We start from the raw sequence: 19,166 nt of genomic DNA, 5'->3' as shown, positions 1-19,166 counted from the left end.
GATTGGAGGCCGCCATCCGCGAACACCGGCGCGGGCGACCGGGAGAGGACCTGTGCGGTCGCCTGCACGCCCGCACGAAGGTCGAGTGCGTGCTCCCCGACACGCACTATCCGCGACCCCACTACGCCCTCGACGGCACGGCCTGGCACGACGCCCTGTGCGGCACGTGCCACGGCGGCGGCACCCGTGACGGCGACGCCTGCGCGGACTGCGGAGGCGTCGGGTTCGCCCTCCTGGAGCTGTCCGAGGACGAACCGCGCCCCGGCTGGTAGCGGCGGGCGCGACCCGCGACCGGCCCTCGGAGGGCAGGCTCGGACACGACGCACCACGATGCGCCGCAGGGCGGAAAACCCCAGGGACGAAGAGCGCCCTCCACCGGAACCGGGCCCGCCGCCGCGACCGGCGGCCTATCCGCCACCGCGAACACCGAGGGAGGAAAAGCGCCTCACCGGCCCTCTTCCTCCCTCGGTCGTGATCGCGCCCCGGCTACCGCCGATAGCGGCCCGACGGACGCCACTGGTGGTCGCAGTCGCGGCACTTCTTGTCGGCGTAGGGGAGCGTGTGGATACGGCCGGACCCGCACTTGCCGCACCGGGGCTTGTCCGGTGACGACGGCGGCCGGGTCCGGGAGTTGCACTCGTCGCAGACCAAGTCGCCCACGGGGTCGCGGCGGACGCGCGGAGAGCCGCAACTCCCGCAGATGACCGCCTCGGTGCGCGCGTGTATGGCCTGCATCTCACGGTCCTGCGCGGCCTTCAGCTCGGCGTCCGCGACGCCCCCTCGCCAGTAGGCCTCCAGCAGGTCCTTGACCGGTGGTCGGTCCGTGGCCGCGTGCTGCTCGTCGCTCAAGTCGGCTCACTCTCCTTCCCGAGTCCGCAGCAGACGCTTCCTTGATACCACCTGCGGCGTACCTCACCCCAGGGGCAACGGACAAGGGCCACCCGCCGCCGCGCGAACGGGACCATCGCGCGGCGGTGCGACGGGTGAACCGCGTCCCGAGCCCGCGCTCACGAATCGGGCCGCCACTGATGGCCGCAGCTTCGGCAACGCTTGTCGCCGTACGGGAGAGTGATGACCCTGCCTGAATCGCAATGCGGACATCTCACCGCGAATTCCCTTCTCCTGATCGGGTGTTGTGGTACCGGTAGCCCAAAAGGCGTGCCGTGACCCGTGCCGCCGCCAATCGAGCGCGTGCGGCCTCACCCCTACGACGCGTATTGGAGAGGGGTTCGTTTTCCGGAGTGCCGCGTGATTCTCGTCTCAGTTTCGGAGAAGGACCCTCCATGTGGTGCGAATCACCGGTAGTAGGCGGGATTAAGGACGCCGCTTCAGCCCACTTTGTCGGCCCAGTCCGAGGGGACGCGTCCCGCCGGACCGGGGGCCGGCTGATCCGCCGGGTGGCTTCGCGGCGAGGCCAGTTCGGGGCCCTCCGGGTACATCTCGGACGTCCGGTAGTCCCAGAACCAGCTCTCACCGGGCTCGAAGCTCTGGATCACCGGGTGGCCGGTGCTCCGCGCATGGGCGGTGGCGTGCTTCGACGGCGAGCTGTCGCAACAGCCGATGTGCCCGCACTGGGCGCATCGCCGCAGGTGGAACCACCACCCGCCGTCCGCCTCGCACTCGGCGCAGCCGGTCCCGGTCGGAGGGGCGCTGGGGTCGATGGCATCGGGAGTAGTCATGCCCACCATGGTCGCGCGCGTGCCGCGACCGGGCGAACGGTGGAGCTCCGGCGGGCGCGGCGTACCGGTCGCTCCGGGTGCCTCGGCGCGCCATCGCGCCCACGATGGAGGAATGAGCGACAGGACCCCGAACAGCTCCGTGCAAAGCTTCCCGAACGGTTCCTCGGCCGCGGCCCCCGAGACCGCCGAAGCCCTCGCCCTCCCGGACCTTCCGTACGAGGAATGGTCCGACACCCTCGATACGCTGCACCTCTTCGCGCAGATCGTCGGCAAGGTCAAGCTGGCCGCGACGCATCCCCAGAACCACTGGTGGAACGTCACCTTCTCGGTGGACGCGCGCGGCCTGACCACGCGGCGCCTCTACACCCACGGCATCTTCTTCGACATCGCCTTCGACTTTGTCGACCACCGCCTCGTCGTACGGACCGACCGCGGGGAGACGCGCGCGTTCCCGCTCGACGGCGGTCTCAGCGTCGCGCAATTCGACCGGACGCTGCACGGGACGCTGGCCGAACTCGGCGTCGACGTCCCGCTGCTGGAACACCCCTTCGGGGTCCCGCACTTGACCACGCCGTTCGCCGATGACACGGAACACAGGGCCTACCGGCGCGACTTCGTCGAACGCTACTGGCGGGCCCTCGGCTGGTCGGCGGACGTGTTCCAGGAGTTCATGGGCTGGTTCACCGGCAAGGTGAGCCCGGTGCACGTGTTCTGGCACTCGTTCGACCTCGCCACCGCGCGCTTCTCCGGAAAACGCGCCGCGCCGCGCGCGGGCGCCGACCCGGTCACGGCCGAGGCCTACACCCACGAAGTCGTCTCGTTCGGCTGGTGGCCGGGCGACCCGAAGGTGCGGCACGCCTCCTACTACTCGTACACGGCGCCGCAACCCGAGGGACTGGCCGCGCACCCGCTCAGTCCCCCGCAGGCCGCGTGGGTGGACGACGGCGCGATGGCGGTGCTCCCGTACGACGCCGTCCGCACCGACGCGGAGCCGCGGCGTGCGCTGCTGGCCTTCCTCCAGACGGCGTTCGACGCGGGCTCCCGGGCCGCGCACTGGCCCGCCGACGAACTGACGTCAACGTGGTGCCCGACGTCGGATCAGCTGCGCGCGCTGTCCCGGGCCGGACTCAGCCGGCACTGAGCCGCCGCGAACGGCCGTCCGCCTACTGGTCGTCGATGTCCACGCCGTACCGGCGGGCCAGTTCGGCGACGCCGAACGCGTGGCCCTGGCCTTGGGCGCGGAACCGCCACTCGGCGCCGCGACGGTAGAACTCGCCGAGCAGCAGAACCCGTTCGACGGTCGCGGCGTCCAGGATCGAGCGCGTGTGGGCGGAGCCCTGCGCGGGCGCGGTCTGCACCTCGATCGGCCCGACCGCGTCGAACGCGCTGGTCCCCTCGACCACCGCGGCGACCACGACGCGGGCGACGGTGAAGTCGAGCGCGTCCAGGTCGATGGTGACCGCGTGTTCGGCGGAGCCCATCTCGTCGATCGTGACCGTGCCGTCCGGGGTGGCGAGTTGGTTCCAGAAGACGAAGTCGTCGTCGCGGCGCACCTTTTCGTCGGTGCCGAGTAGGAAGGCCACGACGTCGACCTCGCCGTCGGGACGGTCCCAGCGCCAGGACGCCTGCAGCGTCCAGACGCCCGGACGCGTGCCGCCGGGCAGCACGTGCACGCCGCCGCGCGGGAGTTCGCGGCACAGCTCGTCCTCCGCGGGGGCGGTCGGCCCGGCGTCCGCGCCACCGGAGAAGCGCCGGCGCCAGTCGTCGGCGTGTACGCACTCCAGCCCCATCGAGGCCGCGCGCTTGGCACGCGGATCGGCGACGCCGCCGTCGAGCATCACGACGACATCGACCGACGCGGTCAGGTTGACGCGCAGCCGGTGCCCGGACTCCACGATCAGCGCCCGCAGTTGCCCCGCCGCGACGTGTTCCCAGCGGTCGTGCAGGACGAGGACGTCGAGCGCGGACGTCCGGTCGGGGCGCGCACCGGCGGTCCCGCCGCCGCGGACGGATCCGGCGGGTGGGGGAGAGGGCGCGTCGACGGCGGGCACCGCGGGGGCCGCCGGGGCGGCCGGGTCCGCGTCGGCCCGGACGCCCGGCCGCACGGCGTCGAGCAGCGCCACGTACACGGCCTCGGAGACCACCGGCACGCCCTTGTCGCGAGCCGCGCGGTTCTTGCCCGTCCCGCTCCCGGCGTCGTTGGTCACCAGCACCGACGTCCGGCCGCTCACGCTCCCGGTCACCGCGAGGCCGGCCGCGACCGTACGGGCCTCCAACTCCTCGCGTGCGACAGTGGTTTCGCCGGTGAACGCGACGCGCATGCCCTGCATGAGCGCGTCGCCCCGGAGCCGGCCCGGATTGACGTACGGACACGGCGCCTTCGGCGGCGTGCGGGGCGCGGGGACCCGCGCGACACCGCGAACGCCCGGCCGCATCACCGGCAGCGGCAACTCGGCGTGCGCGGCCTCGTGCAGCGCGGTCCGGAACACCCGGGCCAGCACCCGCGCGTCGTCCTCGGCGTCGTGCGCCCGCTGCTGCGCGACCCCGTAGTGCGCGGCCAGGGTCTCCAAACGCCAGTTGCGCAAGGGGAGTTCCAGCCGCTTGGCGAGCGCGATCGTACACAGGCGCTCGTCGGCGGGGACCTCCCGCGCGAGCCTGCCGTACTCGGCGTCCAGCATGCGCCAGTCGAACGACGCGTTGTGCGCGACCACCACGCGGCCGGACAGGTGCTCGGCCAGTTCGTCGGCGATCTCCTCGAACAGCGGCTGCCCCGCGAGGTCCGCGCTGGTGAGGCCGTGGATCGCGGTGGGCCCGGGGTCACGCCGCGGATCGACCAGTGTTGCCCACCTGCCGGTGACCGACCCGGTGGCGTCCAACAGCACGACCGCGATCGAGATCACGCGGTCGCGAATGGTGAGTCCGGTCGTCTCGACATCGACCACGGCGTAGTCGCGCGGGTAGTCGGCGGGAATCGGAATAGTCGCGATCACGGCCGATCACAGTACCAACAGCCTGTCCGGCGGGAATGCCGAACGGCGAGAAATCCCCTGGCCGTTCGTGGCCGAAACAGGATGTCCGGTCGCCGACGGCGGCCGACGACGGGAACGCCTTCGGCGGATCGCCGACGGAACGCGGGGAGGGGCGAAGGATCGTGACGGGCAGGCGTGCGGCACCGCGGGGGTGCACCCTGCCGCAGCCCGCAGCCCGCAGCCCGCAGCCCGCAGCCCGCAGCCCGCAGCCCACGCACACCGGTCCGCCGAGCCGAAGCCCGGCGGACCGGCACCGCGTCGTCCGGCACCATCGGAGGGTGCCGCGCGGGCTACTTCAGGTCGGCCAACGACTTGCCGACGTCCTCAAGCCGCACCGGCCTGCCGTACGAGCCGATGAGCTTGTGCTCCTTGCCGCCGCAGCGGTACTCGCCCTGGTTGGGCTTGAAGTCCGCGGTCTGCCAGCCCTCCGGGGTCGCCTTGACGACGTTGTAGCAGGTCTGCGGGGTGTCCTGCGCGGACATGTCGCGGGGCGCCTGCAAGCCGCCCCCGGTCCACGAGGTCTCCTTGAGCGCCTGGTCGTACAGGCACTTGCGGGTGAGGTCGTTGCCGCAGGCCGACGCGGCCTTCGCGAACAGCAGCCACGAGGAGAAGGCCTTGACGGTGCCGAGCGTCGGGTCCGCGTCGGGCGCGTACTTGGCGTACAACTCCATGAGCTTCTTCACCGAGGGGTTGGTCGACGCGGGGTCGGGCTCCGCGAAGCCGCCGAGGTCGGTGAGGTTGTTCTGGAAGGTGAGCGCCTGGTTTCCGGCCTCGGACAGGAACGTCGGACCGTACGCGGCGACGTTCGGGTCGATCCAGTCGAGCTTGTAGTTCATGTTGGTCAACTCCTGCTCCAGCTTCGCCAGAGACCGGTAGTCACCCATGAAGATCAGGCCCTTGACGCCCTTGCTCTTGATCGCCTGGGCGTACGGCGTCCAGTTGGACACACCCGCGCCCGGGTACAGGTCCGAGTAGGCCATGGTCGCCCCGGACGCCTGGATGAACTCCACGCGCTGGTCGGACGAGGCCTTGATGGTGTCGCCGGCGATGATGCCGACGGCGCCCTTCGACTGCGGGTAGCCCTCGTTGATCAGCCAGTCGTAGAACGCCGCGTTGCGCAGGTAGGACGCGCCACCCAACTGCACGCTGAACTGCAGGGCCGAGCCCTCGTTCTCGAGCTTGACGACCTGCGCCGGGAAATCGGGCAGCAGGCACTCCACCCGATCCTTGACGCCCAGGTTGTCGAGCGCGTTGCCGCCGCCGACCAGCGCGAAGTCCTCGCGGCAGGACTCGGAGATGCGCTGCCGGGCCTCCATCATCTTCGTGTCGCGGCTATCCGACACGATCTTGCGGCCGTTGATGCCGCCGGCCTCGTTGCACCACGCCGTGAACACCTTGGCGGCGTCGACGTATTCGTGGTTCTTGGTGAAGCCGACGTCGGTCATGGTGCCGACGCGGATCTCCTTGTCGGTGACGCCCTGCGCGGGCGAACCCGTCGGATCGCCGGGCCCGCACACGGCCTTCAGATCACCGAAGTCGGCCGTGGGGGCCGACGTCGTCGCCGGCGGTGCCGCGCCGTCGTTGCCGTCGGAGTCGCCGCGGTCGGCACAACCGGCCGCCAGCAATGCGGCCACCACCGCGAGGGTGGTCAAGGCTCGGGGTCTCACGTGCTGCCTCCTCGGAACTGTCGGCCGACGCCGGCGGATGGCGTCGGCTTCGCTCTCGTGCGCGGTCGTGCCCTGGCACGCCGACCGGGTGTGGTCTCCCGTCGGCAGGCGTCGCCGCGCGCGCGGTGCTGTGTGAAACTCGGGCAGGGCGTACGGAGTTCGTCGCCGACACGGCCCTGACCGGACACGTGTCGACGACGCGGACGACAGAGGAACGAACCGGAAGCGAGCGTTCCGTTTCAGCGGATCGTCGAACTCGTCGAACTCATCGGATTCTTCGGAGGGAGCCTGCGCGTCCCCCTCCCGGCTCCGACGGAGATCCCGTACGCCCGTGCGGAGCGGAACCGGTGACCCGTGCGGGGCCACCGGCGGGTGGTGTCGGACGTGGTGCCCGGGTCGGGCCCGGCGCTACGGGCGCCGGGCCCCCGGGGTCGCGCGACGAGCGTGGCGGCGGGCACCGCGCCGAAGTTCAGGGCCGAACGTGTCTTTCCGGTAACCGCGCTCACTCATGATTCGCGCCTCCCATGGCGAAGTCGATCCCCGCGCGTGTGCCGAGCGCGGCATGAGGTTCCCCCCGTCACGCCGCGCTGTCGCCGGCCGTACATCGTCGAATCGTCAATCCCAGCCGCGCACCTCCGGTACGCCCCCTTGGGGACGCAACAGTAGAGCGGTGCTATTGCTTTTGGGAAGTGCTGCTCTACTACTTTTAGAGCAAGCTTCTGGTTCGGCGGCGGACGCGCCGAGATACCCAAAAACCCGGTGTTCGGCACCGGGTTTCGGGTATCTCGGGGAATCTCGGCGGCTCAGAGGGCGGTGACGGCCTCCGCGGTCACCAGCACCTGGGCCTGTGCGTCGCCCCCACCGCAGTCCGGCCCGTTGGGGTGGGTCTCCTCCGGGGTCACGGTGATCTCCCCGGTGGTGAGCACGGCCCCGGACGCGTCGCGCACGGTCAGGGTCAGGAGTGCCGGGGCGGTCGTGATGCCGGGCAGGTCGAGGAAGCCGCGTTTGTCCGGGAGCGGGGTGGCCACCGCCGAACACACGTCCCCGTCACAGCCGTTCGCCCCCGTGCCGGTCGCCGGCTGCAAACGGGCGGTGACGTCGCGGCAGGCGCCCTCCTGGCACACACGTGCCTGGACGTCCCCCGCGCCGTCCGCGAGCGGCGCGGCCACGTGCACGCCGATCCCGGGCATCGTGGCGACGAGCGTGCAGGGCCGGGACGGCGAGCCACCGGAGCAGCCGGCGGCGACGACGAGCGTGAGGGCGAGCGTGGCCGCCCGGGCGATCCGACTGTTGGCTATCGGCATGGCTGTGGGACGGCGGGGGAGCGGAGACGGTTCCCTCGGGCCGCGATTCGGTGCGGCGACGCGGACGCCGCGCAAGATCCACGGGACACAGCCTAGGCACAGGGCGGATCACCGTGGCACGATGCAGGACAATGTCAAGCGAACCGCGCCCGGTTTCCCCCGTCCGGAGCCGGTGCCGCTTGTCCGGAACGGCAACGGCACGAAGGGAACCGGCTGATGGCTGACGACACGACCGGGCAGGCCGGAGAGGGCCGGCCCCGGCAGTTCTTCTTCGACGTCGACGACCTGGAGGGCCGGACGAACGCCGAGATCCTGGGCGAATCCGAGCAGGCCGAGCAGTTCTACGCCGTCTTCGGACGCGACCTGGTCTCGAAGGCGATCCTTCAGTCCGCCGAACTGTCGGTGTACCACGCGACGGCCCGGCCCGGCGAACAGGTCAAACCGCACCGGCACGGAACGCACCAGCTGAACTACGTCCTCAAGGGCGAGTTGATCTTCGGCCGACGGCATGTCGGCCCCGGCATGGGCTTCTTCACGCCCGACTTGCTCTACACGTGGCGTGCGGGCGACGAGGGCGCGGAGTGGCTGGAGATCCACAGCGGCCAACCCGGCATCTTTCTGGAGCAGCGCGAGATGTGACCGCTGCCGGTGGCGCGCGGGCGCGGGCCCGTGGCCGCGGGGCGACATCGATCGGGGAATCGCCGGTACCGCACGCAGACTTGGTGCGAGACCGGGCGCCGCCGCCCGGGGCCGGACGCGTGGCCACCGCTGGCGACGTCGGCCGGGAGCCGCCGTGCCGCGGGCACACTTGGCGCGAGACCGGGTGCCGCGCCGGGGCGGGCACGTGACCGTTGCGGGATGACGTCGGCCGGGAATCGTGCGTGCCGCAGGCACGGTTGGTGCGGGACCGGTGCCACCGGGAGCGGACGCGGGACCGCCGCGAGTGCCGCAGCACCAGGGCGTGCCGCACGCGGGCCCGGCGCCGCCGGATTCGCCGGGCCGCCGCCCGGGGATCCCACGTCGCGCCCCTGTGCCGCCCGCAGGATGGCCCCTGCCCGTTCGCGGTAACCGCATTACGCGCCGTCGCGTCCGGCCTGCTCCCGCGGTGCCCGCCCCGACTCCCCGGGCGCCGCCTTGCCCGCGAGCAACGCGCGTCGGGCGACGGCGACCGCCGCCGGTGCCTCGTTGTTCGCGGTCAGCCGGTGGACCACGCGGTCCAAGGCGGGCAGGATCTCGGTGATCTCCAGCGTCCCGTCGGCGAACCTGCCGGTCAGGGCGTAGGACACGTCGGTGAGGACGCGTTCGATGTCGGCGAGGTAGACCGGGTCCGCGCCCGTGAGCACCGCGCGCCCCGCGGGGGCGACGGCCTCCCACACCTGCTGCCGGAGCCGGGCGCCACCGGGCCCGCCGCTCGCCCGGTGGTACGCCTCCAACATGCGCGGGCTGCGCTCCCACGGCTCGAAGACGCGGCGGAAGACGCGCATGAGGCCGTCGTGCAGCGACTCGTCCGGCGGCGGGGGTGTCGATTCGGGAAAGCAGTTGTCCGCCATCCAGCGCCCGATCGCGGTCGCGACCAGCGCCTCCCGCGTGGGGAACAGTTTGTAGATGGTCGCGAGTGAGACGCGGGCCCGCCGCGCCACCTCGCGCAGCTGCACGGCGTCGTGCCCGCCCGTCTGCAGGAGTTCGAGGACGACGGCGACGATGGCGTCCGCGGTCTCCGCGCGCGGAGCGTCGGTGCGGCTGCGCCGCCGCGGGGTCTGTTCCGTGGGCACACCGCATAGTAACGTGGTTTCTCGGTAACACGATTACTCGATCGTGTGCGCCCGGCCCCCGCGCGCCCGACGCGAGCCAACCCGGCACCGCGACACGGCGGTTCGTACGCCCCGCGCCACGGCGCGGACCGGCGCACCCACGCCCGGCACGGCGGGGGCGGGGCGGGGGCGGCGCGACATCACCACGGAACCGGAGAGGGGACACCCATGGCGGTCTACGTTCTGGTGCACGGCGGAGGACACGGCGGCTGGTGCTACCAGCGCGTGGCCCGGCTGCTGCGCGCGGCGGGGCACGAGGTGTACACGCCGACGCTGACCGGGCTGGGCGAGCGCTCGCACCTTCTGCGCCCGGACGTCGACCTCGACACCCACATCCGCGACGTCACCGCCGTGCTCCACCACGAAGACCTGCGCGATGTGGTGCTGGTCGGGCACAGCTACGGCGGCATGGTCATCACCGGAGCCGCGGACCGCGCCGCGGACCGGATAGGCCGCCTCGTCTACCTGGACGCCGCCGTACCCGCCAACGGGCAGTCCCTGCGCGACATCGCCGGACCGATCATCGACGCGACGCGCCCGCTCGGCCGGGTCGTCGACGGCGTCGAGGCCGTCCTGATCCCGTTCCCCGAGGCCGGCACCTTCTACGGCGTCACCGATCCCGACGACGTCGCGTGGATGGCCGACCGGCTCGCCGCCCATCCGTGGAAGAGCTTCGACCAGCCGCTGCGCCTGGAGAACGAACCTGCCCTGTGGGCGATCCCGCAGTACCACATCGTGTGCACGTCCACGCTGCCCACGCGCGACCCCGACCAGGTCGCCCGCGCCCGCGCGGAAGGCCGCCTGTGGGACATCGACACCGGCCACGACCTCATGATCACCGAGCCCCGGGCCGTCACCGACGCCCTCACCGAGGTCCTGAGCGCCTGAGCGCGGGTCAGCGCGCGGTGGCGGTGTATCCCGCGACGGTGGCCCGTGCGCAGGGGACGCCGCCGGGGCCGTACGCCGTCACCTCGACGACGCGGAAGGTGCGCCCGCCGTGCACGACCCGGGCGACGAAGTCGATGTCGGAGGAGATCTCCAGCTGGCGCAGGTACGTGATGCGCGTGGACGCGAGGGCCATGCCCTCGTCGGCGGGCAGCCGGTACGAGGCCGCGAGCTGGGAGGCGGCCAGCGCGACGCCGCCGTGCAGCACACCGCTCCCGTTCGTCAGCCGGATGCTCGGGGGCACGCGCAGCCGTACCTCTTCGGCGCCGACCTCCGCCGACGCGCCGAGCACCGCGAGCAGGGACTCGTGCCGCGAGGCGTCCGCGTCGGCCGGATCGCCGGGGGAGGGCTCCGGCCGCGCCGAGGCCCCGGCGGCGACCTCGGGGAGGAGCGGGATGTAGCGACCGCGCAGCGACATGACCGCGAGCGTCTGCCCGACCGCGTCGCGCACGGTTCCCGTCACCAGCGCTCCGCGGTCGTGTGCGGACACGACCGCGCCCTCGCTGGTGATCACGCTGCCGTCGCACGGCGGCGGCGCGACGTAGTCGACCGACAGTTCCGTGGTGACGGCGAAGCGCCCCTCGGGCTGGTGGGCGGCTCCGGCGACGCCCAACGTGTCGTCGATGAGGACGGCGAGCGCGGCGTTGCTCGGGACGCCGTCGGGGCCGAGCGTCCACCGGCCGGACGGCATCGTGCCGTGCCAGTGGCTGTCGCGGGGGTCTTCCACGAGCCGGACTCCGAACAGCAGCTCGGGCTTCCCGACGGGGGCGTGGGGCAGTGCGGCCAGGTCGAACTGCGCGGTCAAGGCGTTCCCTCCCAGGGCAAGGCGGGCGCTCCACGCGACCCGGTTGTCCGGGGCGGAAACGCCGACATCGAGCGCCGATCGCATCCGTCCTGCCCCGAAAAAGATCGTTCTCGAATGTGAGAGTACCATTCTCGCCCGGGTGATCCCGGCGCGGCGCGCCGGAGTACGCCACGTCACACCCTCCGGCGGCGTCCCCCTAAACACACGACGGAACGCCCGGCCGGGAGGTCCCGGCCGGGCGTTCCGTTCAATCCGTCCGTGTCAGCCCCACCTGACAGGGCGGTGGCTCAGCGTCCTCAGATGTTGACGCCGTGGGCCCGCAGGTACGCGAGCGGGTTGATGTCCGAGCCGTAGTTCGGTCCGGTGCGCACCTCGAAGTGCAGGTGCGGGCCGGTCGAGTTGCCCGTCGAGCCGGACAGGCCCACCTGCTGGCCGGTCACGACCGTCTGGCCGACCGACACCGAGAACGAGCTCAGGTGGCCGTACTGGGTGTAGCGGCCGTCGGCGTGCTTGATGACGATCTCGTTGCCGTACGCGCCGCCCCAGCCGGCCTTGACGATCGTGCCGGAGGTGACGGCCTTCACCGAGGTGCCGGAGGCGGCGGTGAAGTCCTCACCGGTGTGGCCGTGCGACCACAGCGAGCCGGACCGCCCGTACGAGCCGTGCGGCGCGCCCTGGACCGGGCGGACGTAGCCGTTGGACGACGTCTTCTCCGTCTTGTCGGCCGCGCTGCTCGACGCGGCGGCGGTCGTGGTGGTCGTGGTCGTGGCGGCGGCCGACGCCGAGCCGCCGGACTGCGCCGCGGCCTTGCCGTTGAGCGTCAGCTTCTGACCGCTGTGGATCAGGTTCGGGTTGCCGCCGATGACGCTGCGGTTGTCCTGGTAGAGCTTCTGCCAGCCGCCGGCGACGTCATGCGAGTTGGCGATCTTCGAGAGCGTGTCGCCGGAGACCACGGAGTACGTGGTGGCCGAGCTCTGGGCCGAGCCGGACGCGGCCTGCGTGGCGGACGCGCCGGACGAGGCCGACGCGGCCGACGAGGTCGCGGTGTTCGCGGAGGCCGACGAGCCCGAGGCCGCGGCCGAGGACGAGGTGGCCGACGACTTCGCGGCCGAACCGGTGTCGATGGAGGGTGTGCCGCTGTTCTTGGTCAGGCCCGCCTTCACGGAGCAGACCGGCCAGGCACCCGGGCCCTGGACGGCCAGGACCTTCTCGGCGATGGCTATCTGCTGGTCCTTGGTGGCCAGGTCGGCGCGCGGCGCGTACTGCGTGCCGCCGAACTCCTGCCACGTCGAGTTTGTGAACTGGAGGCCTCCGTAGAAGCCGTTCCCGGAGTTGATGGACCAGTTGTTGGTGGACTCGCACTGAGCGACCCTGTCCCACGTGCTCACCGGGGCGGCGGACGCGCTGGTCGCGCCGATCATCGGGAGGGCGATCGCGGCGCCGGTGACACCGGCGGCGACAGCGATGGACTTGCGGTTGCTCAGAAGGTTGCGGGTCGCGGACAGCATGAAGCGATTCCTCTCCCACGCCTGCGAGGTGAGCTGTCGGATTCGGGCCGGAGTTGCCCGGCCGCTCCGTACGCGCCCTGGTCAGGGCGTTTTCGGCGCGGCTTCACCCCAAGCCGTCCCGGGCGCACTGGCGTACGCCGGTCCGGCGAATTTCACCTGGTTCCCCCGCTTCCGCCGTGTCTGGTTCTCAGCAGTCCCGTCTCGGCCGGCGGCGGAATTCGGCGTTCCGGCGAGCGGGGTCGGTGTTGCACCAACGCCGTCGAAGTTAGACAAACACCCGACTGCAAAACAAATCCCAGGCAACCGAAGAAAACCGGGAAAAATTCGGGAATAGGGAATAGGTCACGCAAAGTGCGCTTGCATGACCGCTGTGTAGCCGAATTCCCACGTTCCGTGCGTGGGCGCGTGCCCGGGGTCAATTCCCGCTACCCCGCGTGGCCGCGAATGCGAGGACGGCAACTCCGCAAAGGAATGGTAAATTGCCATGATTGGTCGTTTTTGTCCGCTCCTGGGAGGGAAACGCGGCCCCTCGAACCCCCCGGCCGACCCCCGCGCACCCGGGCGGCACTCCGCCGCACCCACCGACGGCCGCCGCGACCCCGAGCGGTAGCGTGTGCTCCGCATCGGTTCGCCCTCCCCGGAGGGCGTCGCAAGAGGGAACCCGGTGGGAAACCGGGACTGCCCCGCAGCGGTGAGCGGGAACGACCGCCGTCAAACGAGCACTGGGCCCCCGCGGCCCGGGAAGCGACGGCCAGTAGGTTCCGGGAACCGGTACGCCTCGTCCGCCAGGCACCACGGCGAGGCGCCACCGCGACCCGACAGCCCGCGAGTCCGAAGACCTGCCGACGCCCGCGCGTGCGCGCGGCCCCAGCCGGACCCCGAGGGCGGGCCGCGCGGAGGCCCGGTGGGGTCGTTCGTCCGCACGCTCTCCGGTTCCGAAGCCCGGAACTCGCGAAGGAGAGCGCCATGGCATCCGCCCACCGGCCCGAAGCCGGACCACCGTCCCCCCGCCGCCGCCCGATGCGCCGCCGCACCGCCCTCGCCGGCCTGCTCGCCGGCGCCCTCGCCCTGGTCACCGCCGCGTGCGGCACCGGCGGCGGCGACCCGCAGGACAGACCCCCCGGGGCCTCCGCCGAGAAACCCCTCACGATCTACAACTCGTACACGATCGCCGGCCTCGACCCCACCGGCACCGGAACGAACTGGCTGTTCGACTGGGGCGTCGCGGAAAACCTCATGGAGGCCGACGAGGACGGCCGGATACGCCCGTGGCTCGCGTCGTCCGTCACCCAGGCATCGCCCACGGAGTGGCACATCACGCTGCGCCCGGGCCTGACCTTCCAGAACGGCAAACCCGTCGACGCGGACGCGGTCCACCGCGCGCTCACCCGCCAGCTCGCGGGCTCCAAGGCCGTGCGCACCTACCTCGCCGACGGCACCACCGTCGGCGTCACCGGCCCGCTCGACCTCGCCCTCACGACGCCCGCCCCCAACGCCGCCGTCCCGGCCGCGCTGGCCGCCCGCGACACCTCGCTCCAGATCTACGACACCGAAGCCGTCGAGGCGGCCGGCGGCGACTCCGCGAAAATCGTCAACTCCGGCGCGTTCACCGGCCCGTACGCCATCACCGCGTGGTCCCCCGACCTGCTGCGCCTCACCCGGTACGACAACTACTGGGCCGGACGCCCCAAACTCCCCGCCGTGACCGTCAAGGTCGTCCCCGACGAGCAGGCCCGCATCAACGGCGTCGAATCCGGAGAGGCGCAACTCGCCTTCTACCCCTCGCCGGACGCCGCGCTCACCCTCGCCGGGCGCAAGGACGTCGTCCTCAAGACGTCCCCCAAGGCGCTCCAGGCCCTGCTCATCGACATGAACCTCACCGCCGCCCCCTTCGACGACACCCGCGTCCGCCGCGCCTTCGCCCGCGCGATCGACTACCGCGAACTCGGCCAGGACGTCGCCCCGGGATCCTTCGTCACCGCGACCAGCCTCTACCCCGAGGGCTACCCGTACGCCGCCGCCACCCAGCGCACCGACCTCGACGAGGCCAACCGCCTGCTGGACGAGGCGGGTTGGCGCAAGGGCGGCGACGGCGTCCGCAGCCGCGACGGCAAGCGCCTGACCATCCGGTTCGTCACGCAGGCCCAAGGCCCCGAGACCAACGCGCTCGCCGTCGTCATCAAGGCACAGGTCGCCAAGGCCGGGTTCGACCTCCAGATCGTCAACGCCGAGGACTCCGCCCGCACCAAGGCCGACATGGGCGCCTGGGAGGCGTCGATCGGCCTCAACGGCTCGCTGTCCGGCACCGCCGACCCCATCCAGCCGTTCCGCGCCCGGTGGACCACCGGCGGCTCGGCCAACGCCCAGAAGCTCTCCGACCCGCGCATCGACGCCATCGGCGACCAACTCCTCACCACGCCGGACGAGAACGCCCGCGCCCAACTCCTGCGCGACGCCCAGGCGATCCTCTCCGACGAGCAGGCGTACGTCATCGCGGCCACCTACAAGAACTTCTCGGTCGTCGCGGGCGGCGACTGGACCGGCTACGACGCCTCCAACGTCCGCCGCCACCTGCGCTTCGACACCGCTCCGTGACGTCGCACCTCCGGGTGCCCGGCGGGACGAAAACCGCCCCGCCGGGCCCCGGGCCGCTCGCGAAGGCGCTCGCCGCGGCCGGCCACCCCGTGGCCCGGCGACTCCTCGCCGTCCCGCTCACCGTCGCCGGGGCCGCGCTGATCATCTGGTCCCTGCTCCCGCTCGCCCCCGGCGACCCCGCCCGCCTGACGCTCGTCGCGCAAGGCGTCCCCGAGCCGACGCCCGAACAACTCGCCCAGGCCCGCGCCGACTTGGGGCTCGACCGCTCCCTGCCCGAGCAGTTCGGGCACTGGCTCGTCCGCGCCGCGCACGGCGACCTCGGCACGTCGTTCGCCAGCGGCCGACCCGTGACCCACGAACTCGCCGAGCGGCTGCCCGCCACGCTGCGCCTCGGGGCCACCGCCGTCCTGCTCGCACTGGCCATCGCGGTGCCGACCGCCCTGGTCGCCGCGGCCTTCCGCCGCCGGTGGCCCGACACCGCCGCGCGCGGCCTCGCCCTCCTCGGGGCCGCCACCCCCGGCTTCGTCGCGGGCCTGATCCTCATTCAGGTCGTGGTCCTGCGCGGCGGGTTCGGGTCCGTCGTCCTCGACGGCTCCTGGGGCGAGGTCGGACTGCCCGCGCTGTGCCTGGCGTTCGGCCTGTTCGACGTGTGGTCCCGCCTGCTGCGCGGCAGCCTCGTCGACGCGCTCGACAGCGACTGGGCGGCATCGGTGACCGCGCGCGGCGCGAGCGGGCGGCGGCTGCTCCTGCGGCACGCCCTGCCCAACGCCCTGCCGCCGCTGATCCACGCCGTCGCGGTCGGCGCCGGAGCCCTGTGGGGCGGGGCGGCCATCGTCGAGACCGTGTTCACCTGGCCCGGCGCCGGCTCGTACGTCGTCACCTCCGTCAAGGCCCGCGACCTGCCGGTGATCCAGGCGTTCGCGGTCTTCGCCACCCTCGCGTACGTCGCCGTCAGCCTCCTCGCGGACCTCCTGGCCGCCGCCGTCGACCCGCGCCTGCGCGGCCGAGCGCAGGGGGCCCGCTGATGCGCATCCGGACAACCCCCGAGATCCGCGCGCGCGTTCGCGAGACCTGGCGGCGCAACCCGCTCGCGGGCAGTACGCAGGGACGCGTCGGACTCGTCCTCGCCGCCGCCGTCGCGCTGTTCGCCCTCCTCGGACCACTCCTCGCCGACCAGCCGCCGGACGCCATCCACCTCGGCGCCAAACTCACCGGCCCGTCACCCGAACACTGGCTCGGCACCGACCAGTTCGGACGCGACCAACTCGCCCGCCTGGCCGACGCGACGCGCCGCTCCGTCCTCGCCGCCCTCACCGTCCTGGCCGGGTCGTGCACCGTGAGCCTCGTCGTGGGCGTCACCGCCGGCCTCGCCCGAGGCGTCGTCGACGCCGTCCTCATGCGCGTCGTCGACATCGTGCTCGCCATCCCCTCGCTCGTCCTCGCCCTCGCGGTCGTCGGACTCCTCGGCCCCGGGTTCGGCAACCTCCTGCTGGCCCTGGTCGTCTCGTCGTGGGCGGCCAACGCCCGCCTGGTCCGCGCCTTCACCCTCGGCGTGCGCGACCGCCCGTACATCGCCGCCGCCCGCCTCGCCGGCGCCGGACCGCTGCGCGTCGCCACCGGCCACATCCTGCCCGCCGTCGTCCCGCAACTCGTCACCGTCGCCACCCTCCAACTCGGCGGCACCGTCGTCGCGTTGGCCGGCCTGTCGTTCCTCGGCCTGGGCGCCCAGCCGCCCGCCGCCGAACTCGGCGCGATGCTCGGCGACGCCCGCGCGTTCGCCGCCACCGCGCCCTGGCTCCTCGCCGCCCCCGCGACCGTCGTCCTGGCGGTGACCGCCGCGGCCAACCTGATCGGCGACGCGCTCCGCGACGCCGGACACGACGCAGCCGCCGGAGGCTCACGATGACCCCACCGCCGGTGCTCGACATCACCGGACTCCACGTGACGTACGCGAACGGAGCCGTCGCCGTCCGCGGCACCGACCTGACCGTCTCCGCCGGCGAGGCGCTCGCCCTGGTGGGGGAGAGCGGAAGCGGCAAGACCACCGTCGCGCACGCCGTCCTCGGACTGCTCCCGCGCGGCACCGCGACAACCGGCAGCATCACCGTCGCGGGCCGGGAACTCGTCGGTGCCGACCGGAAGACCCGGCAGGCCCTGCGCGGCGACGCGATCGGCTACGTCGGCCAGGACCCCTTCACCGCGTTCGACCCGCGCCTGCGCGTCGGAACCTCCGTCGCCGAGGCATGGCGCGCCAAAGGCCGCACCCCGCCGCCCGGCGCCGTCACCGAACGACTCACCGCACTCGGCATCCCCGACGCCGAGGCCGCGGCCCGCCGCCACCCGCACACGTGGTCCGGCGGCATGCTCCAACGCGCCGCCATCGCCGCCGCGACCGCCCACGACCCCGCTCTCGTCGTCGCCGACGAACCCACCTCCGCCCTCGACGCCGACCTCGCCGACGCCACCCTCGCCCACCTGCGCGCCACCGGCGCCGCCCTGCTCCTCATCACCCACGACCTGCGCCTCGCCGCCCGGCACGCCGACCGCGTCGCCGTCATGTACGCCGGGCGCATCACCGAAACCGGCCCCGCCACCGCCGCCCTGACCACCCCACGACACCCCTACACCCAGGCATTGACCGCCGCCCTGCCCCGACCGGCGCCCCACAACCCCATCCCATCGACACCACACGACTCCGCGACGAGACCGGTTGTGCCCGGTGGTCCGGTGGCGCCGGGTCGTGCGGCGAGTTCCGGTGGTGTGTCGGGGCCTGGTGGGTCGGCGGCGCGGGGCGGTTCGTCCGGGCTTGGTGGTTCGGCGGGGTCTGGTGGTGTGTCCGGGCTTGGCGAGCCGGTCGCGCGGGGCGGTTCGTCCGGGCTTGGTGGTCCCGCGAGTTCCCGTGGTGTGTCCGGGGTTGGTGGGTCGGCGGCGCGGGGCGGTGTGTCTGGGCTTGGTGGTCCGGCGAGTTCCGGTGGTGTGTCCGGGGTTGGCGGGCCGGTGGCGTCGGGGCGTTCGGTCCGGCCCGGTGAACCGGTCGGGCTCGGCGCCTCGCCGCGGCCGGGGGCCGCGGGTTCGCGCGAGGACGGCCGCGGGCGGGAAGCCGACCGGCTTCCGGCCCGGGATGACGGCCGCGTTCGGCACGACACGGCCGGGCAGGACGGCCCGACGCGGGAGCAGAGCCTCGCGCAACCGGAGTCAACGGACCGTCCCACCCGCGACGCCCTCCTGCCGCGACCCATCCCCGGTGACCCGCCCTCGGCCCTGCGCGGTCCGGACACGGGCTGCGCGTTCGCCCCGCGCTGTGCCTTGGCCACCGCGCGGTGCCGTCGGACGGTACCGGTGCTCACCAACGGTGTGGCCTGCGGGGAGGTCGCGTGAGCGCGCGAAGCGACGTGAGGGGAGTCGTGCGGTGTCGAGGCCGGCGAGGTGTGCGTGAGGGAGAGAAATCTCGCGCGGGTGCGGTGGCGAGCGACGCGAGGTGCCTGCGACAGCGCGCGAGGTCGCGCGACGGGAGCGTGGTGTCGAGCCCGGGAGGTGCGCGCGTGAGGGTGCGGGGTGGCGCGAGGGGAGTCCTTTGGTGTCGAGCCCGGGGATGTGCGCGGGTGGGGGAGAGAGGCGACGCGTCGCGCGGTGCGGTGGCGAGCGACGCGAGGTGTCCGCGTGAGCGCGCGAGGTGGCGCGCCGGGCGCCGTGTGGTGTCGAGCCCGGGGAGGTGTCCGCGTGACGGTGCCGGGTGGCGTGGGGAGTCGTGAAATGTCGAGGTCGGGGAGGTGTGCGGGTGGGGGAGGGAAATGACGCGTCGCGTGGGTGCGGTGGCGAGGGA

The 19,166-nt window shown here is 72.9% G+C and carries 16 protein-coding genes and 2 riboswitches; of the genes, 8 read left to right on the top strand and 8 right to left on the bottom strand.

Going from position 1 to position 19,166, the window contains the following annotated elements:
- Positions 1 to 2: 2 nt before the first annotated feature.
- Positions 3 to 272: a hypothetical protein gene (locus LO772_RS00950; protein WP_231776366.1), complete on the top strand. Its 270-nt coding sequence runs from the start codon at positions 3 to 5 to the stop codon at positions 270 to 272.
- 214 nt (positions 273 to 486) lie between these two features.
- Here the strand turns inward: LO772_RS00950 and LO772_RS00945 are convergent, their stop codons facing one another.
- Both LO772_RS00945 and LO772_RS00940 read right to left on the bottom strand, forming a co-directional pair.
- A complete protein-coding gene (locus LO772_RS00945; protein WP_231776365.1) occupies positions 487 to 849 on the bottom strand; it encodes a hypothetical protein in 363 nt (120 codons plus the stop codon).
- Between the two features lie 479 nt (positions 850 to 1,328).
- Positions 1,329 to 1,679: a UBP-type zinc finger domain-containing protein gene (locus tag LO772_RS00940; protein ID WP_231776364.1), complete on the bottom strand. Its 351-nt coding sequence runs from the start codon at positions 1,677 to 1,679 to the stop codon at positions 1,329 to 1,331.
- A 112-nt stretch (positions 1,680 to 1,791) separates the two neighbouring features.
- On the opposite strand from LO772_RS00940, the gene LO772_RS00935 reads away from it, so the two are divergent.
- The gene (locus LO772_RS00935) at positions 1,792 to 2,820 is read left to right on the top strand and encodes a DUF5996 family protein (RefSeq protein WP_231776363.1); all 1,029 of its coding nucleotides are present in this window, start codon (positions 1,792 to 1,794) and stop codon (positions 2,818 to 2,820) included.
- 22 nt (positions 2,821 to 2,842) lie between these two features.
- On the opposite strand, the gene LO772_RS00930 is transcribed toward LO772_RS00935, so the two are convergent.
- The 3 genes from LO772_RS00930 to LO772_RS00920 all read right to left on the bottom strand — a co-directional run bounded on the left by LO772_RS00930 (position 2,843) and on the right by LO772_RS00920 (position 7,679).
- A complete protein-coding gene (locus LO772_RS00930) occupies positions 2,843 to 4,669 on the bottom strand; it encodes a TerD family protein (RefSeq protein WP_231776362.1) in 1,827 nt (608 codons plus the stop codon).
- Between the two features lie 329 nt (positions 4,670 to 4,998).
- Positions 4,999 to 6,375 (bottom strand): ABC transporter substrate-binding protein, encoded by a 1,377-nt coding sequence (locus LO772_RS00925; protein WP_231776361.1) that lies wholly within the window; start codon positions 6,373 to 6,375, stop codon positions 4,999 to 5,001.
- An 803-nt stretch (positions 6,376 to 7,178) separates the two neighbouring features.
- Positions 7,179 to 7,679, bottom strand: a complete 501-nt coding sequence (locus LO772_RS00920; RefSeq protein ID WP_231776360.1) for a hypothetical protein — start codon at positions 7,677 to 7,679, stop codon at positions 7,179 to 7,181.
- Between the two features lie 216 nt (positions 7,680 to 7,895).
- Between LO772_RS00920 and LO772_RS00915 the strand changes: the two genes are divergently transcribed.
- Positions 7,896 to 8,318: a cupin domain-containing protein gene (locus LO772_RS00915; RefSeq protein ID WP_231776359.1), complete on the top strand. Its 423-nt coding sequence runs from the start codon at positions 7,896 to 7,898 to the stop codon at positions 8,316 to 8,318.
- Between the two features lie 434 nt (positions 8,319 to 8,752).
- On the opposite strand, the gene LO772_RS00910 is transcribed toward LO772_RS00915, so the two are convergent.
- Positions 8,753 to 9,451 (bottom strand): TetR family transcriptional regulator, encoded by a 699-nt coding sequence (locus tag LO772_RS00910; RefSeq protein ID WP_231776358.1) that lies wholly within the window; start codon positions 9,449 to 9,451, stop codon positions 8,753 to 8,755.
- Between the two features lie 207 nt (positions 9,452 to 9,658).
- Between LO772_RS00910 and LO772_RS00905 the strand changes: the two genes are divergently transcribed.
- On the top strand, positions 9,659 to 10,378 hold the full coding sequence (locus LO772_RS00905; protein ID WP_231776357.1) for an alpha/beta fold hydrolase: 720 nt from the start codon (positions 9,659 to 9,661) through the stop codon (positions 10,376 to 10,378).
- A 7-nt stretch (positions 10,379 to 10,385) separates the two neighbouring features.
- On the opposite strand, the gene LO772_RS00900 is transcribed toward LO772_RS00905, so the two are convergent.
- Together LO772_RS00900 and LO772_RS00895 are read right to left on the bottom strand one after the other, a co-directional pair.
- Positions 10,386 to 11,240, bottom strand: a complete 855-nt coding sequence (locus LO772_RS00900) for a PaaI family thioesterase (RefSeq protein ID WP_231776356.1) — start codon at positions 11,238 to 11,240, stop codon at positions 10,386 to 10,388.
- A 296-nt stretch (positions 11,241 to 11,536) separates the two neighbouring features.
- On the bottom strand, positions 11,537 to 12,748 hold the full coding sequence (locus LO772_RS00895; protein ID WP_231776355.1) for a transglycosylase family protein: 1,212 nt from the start codon (positions 12,746 to 12,748) through the stop codon (positions 11,537 to 11,539).
- Between the two features lie 5 nt (positions 12,749 to 12,753).
- Positions 12,754 to 12,951, bottom strand: a riboswitch (cyclic di-AMP (ydaO/yuaA leader).
- A gap of 404 nt (positions 12,952 to 13,355) precedes the next feature.
- Positions 13,356 to 13,609, top strand: a riboswitch (cobalamin riboswitch).
- 105 nt (positions 13,610 to 13,714) lie between these two features.
- Between LO772_RS00895 and LO772_RS00890 the strand changes: the two genes are divergently transcribed.
- The 4 genes from LO772_RS00890 to LO772_RS00875 are packed head-to-tail and all read left to right on the top strand — an operon-like array spanning position 13,715 to position 18,721.
- Positions 13,715 to 15,343: an ABC transporter substrate-binding protein gene (locus LO772_RS00890; RefSeq protein WP_231776354.1), complete on the top strand. Its 1,629-nt coding sequence runs from the start codon at positions 13,715 to 13,717 to the stop codon at positions 15,341 to 15,343.
- Positions 15,340 to 16,368, top strand: a complete 1,029-nt coding sequence (locus LO772_RS00885) for an ABC transporter permease (RefSeq protein WP_231776353.1) — start codon at positions 15,340 to 15,342, stop codon at positions 16,366 to 16,368. The genes LO772_RS00890 and LO772_RS00885 overlap by 4 nt, the downstream gene beginning before the upstream one ends.
- Positions 16,368 to 17,249, top strand: coding sequence for an ABC transporter permease (locus LO772_RS00880; RefSeq protein WP_231776352.1), 882 nt, complete (start codon positions 16,368 to 16,370; stop codon positions 17,247 to 17,249). The genes LO772_RS00885 and LO772_RS00880 overlap by 1 nt, the downstream gene beginning before the upstream one ends.
- Positions 17,246 to 18,721, top strand: coding sequence for an ATP-binding cassette domain-containing protein (locus tag LO772_RS00875; protein ID WP_231776351.1), 1,476 nt, complete (start codon positions 17,246 to 17,248; stop codon positions 18,719 to 18,721). Before LO772_RS00880 ends, LO772_RS00875 begins: the two co-directional genes overlap by 4 nt.
- Positions 18,722 to 19,166 lie beyond the last annotated feature (445 nt).

Source organism: Yinghuangia sp. ASG 101, assembly GCF_021165735.1.
Classification (GTDB): domain Bacteria; phylum Actinomycetota; class Actinomycetes; order Streptomycetales; family Streptomycetaceae; genus Yinghuangia.
Note: the sequence above shows the minus strand (reverse complement) of the source record. Positions and strands in the feature narration are given on the sequence as shown.

Excerpts from the sequence above, each read along its gene's own strand:
- LO772_RS00940 (WP_231776364.1), bottom strand. The coding sequence starts at position 1,679 with ATGACTACTCCCGATGCCATCGACCCCAGCGCCCCTCCGACCGGGACC.
- LO772_RS00935 (WP_231776363.1), top strand. The coding sequence starts at position 1,792 with ATGAGCGACAGGACCCCGAACAGCTCCGTGCAAAGCTTCCCGAACGGT.
- LO772_RS00920 (WP_231776360.1), bottom strand. The coding sequence starts at position 7,679 with ATGCCGATAGCCAACAGTCGGATCGCCCGGGCGGCCACGCTCGCCCTC.
- LO772_RS00915 (WP_231776359.1), top strand. The coding sequence starts at position 7,896 with ATGGCTGACGACACGACCGGGCAGGCCGGAGAGGGCCGGCCCCGGCAG.
- LO772_RS00905 (WP_231776357.1), top strand. The coding sequence starts at position 9,659 with ATGGCGGTCTACGTTCTGGTGCACGGCGGAGGACACGGCGGCTGGTGC.
- LO772_RS00895 (WP_231776355.1), bottom strand. The coding sequence starts at position 12,748 with ATGCTGTCCGCGACCCGCAACCTTCTGAGCAACCGCAAGTCCATCGCT.
- LO772_RS00890 (WP_231776354.1), top strand. The coding sequence starts at position 13,715 with ATGGCATCCGCCCACCGGCCCGAAGCCGGACCACCGTCCCCCCGCCGC.
- LO772_RS00880 (WP_231776352.1), top strand. The coding sequence starts at position 16,368 with ATGCGCATCCGGACAACCCCCGAGATCCGCGCGCGCGTTCGCGAGACC.
- LO772_RS00875 (WP_231776351.1), top strand. The coding sequence starts at position 17,246 with ATGACCCCACCGCCGGTGCTCGACATCACCGGACTCCACGTGACGTAC.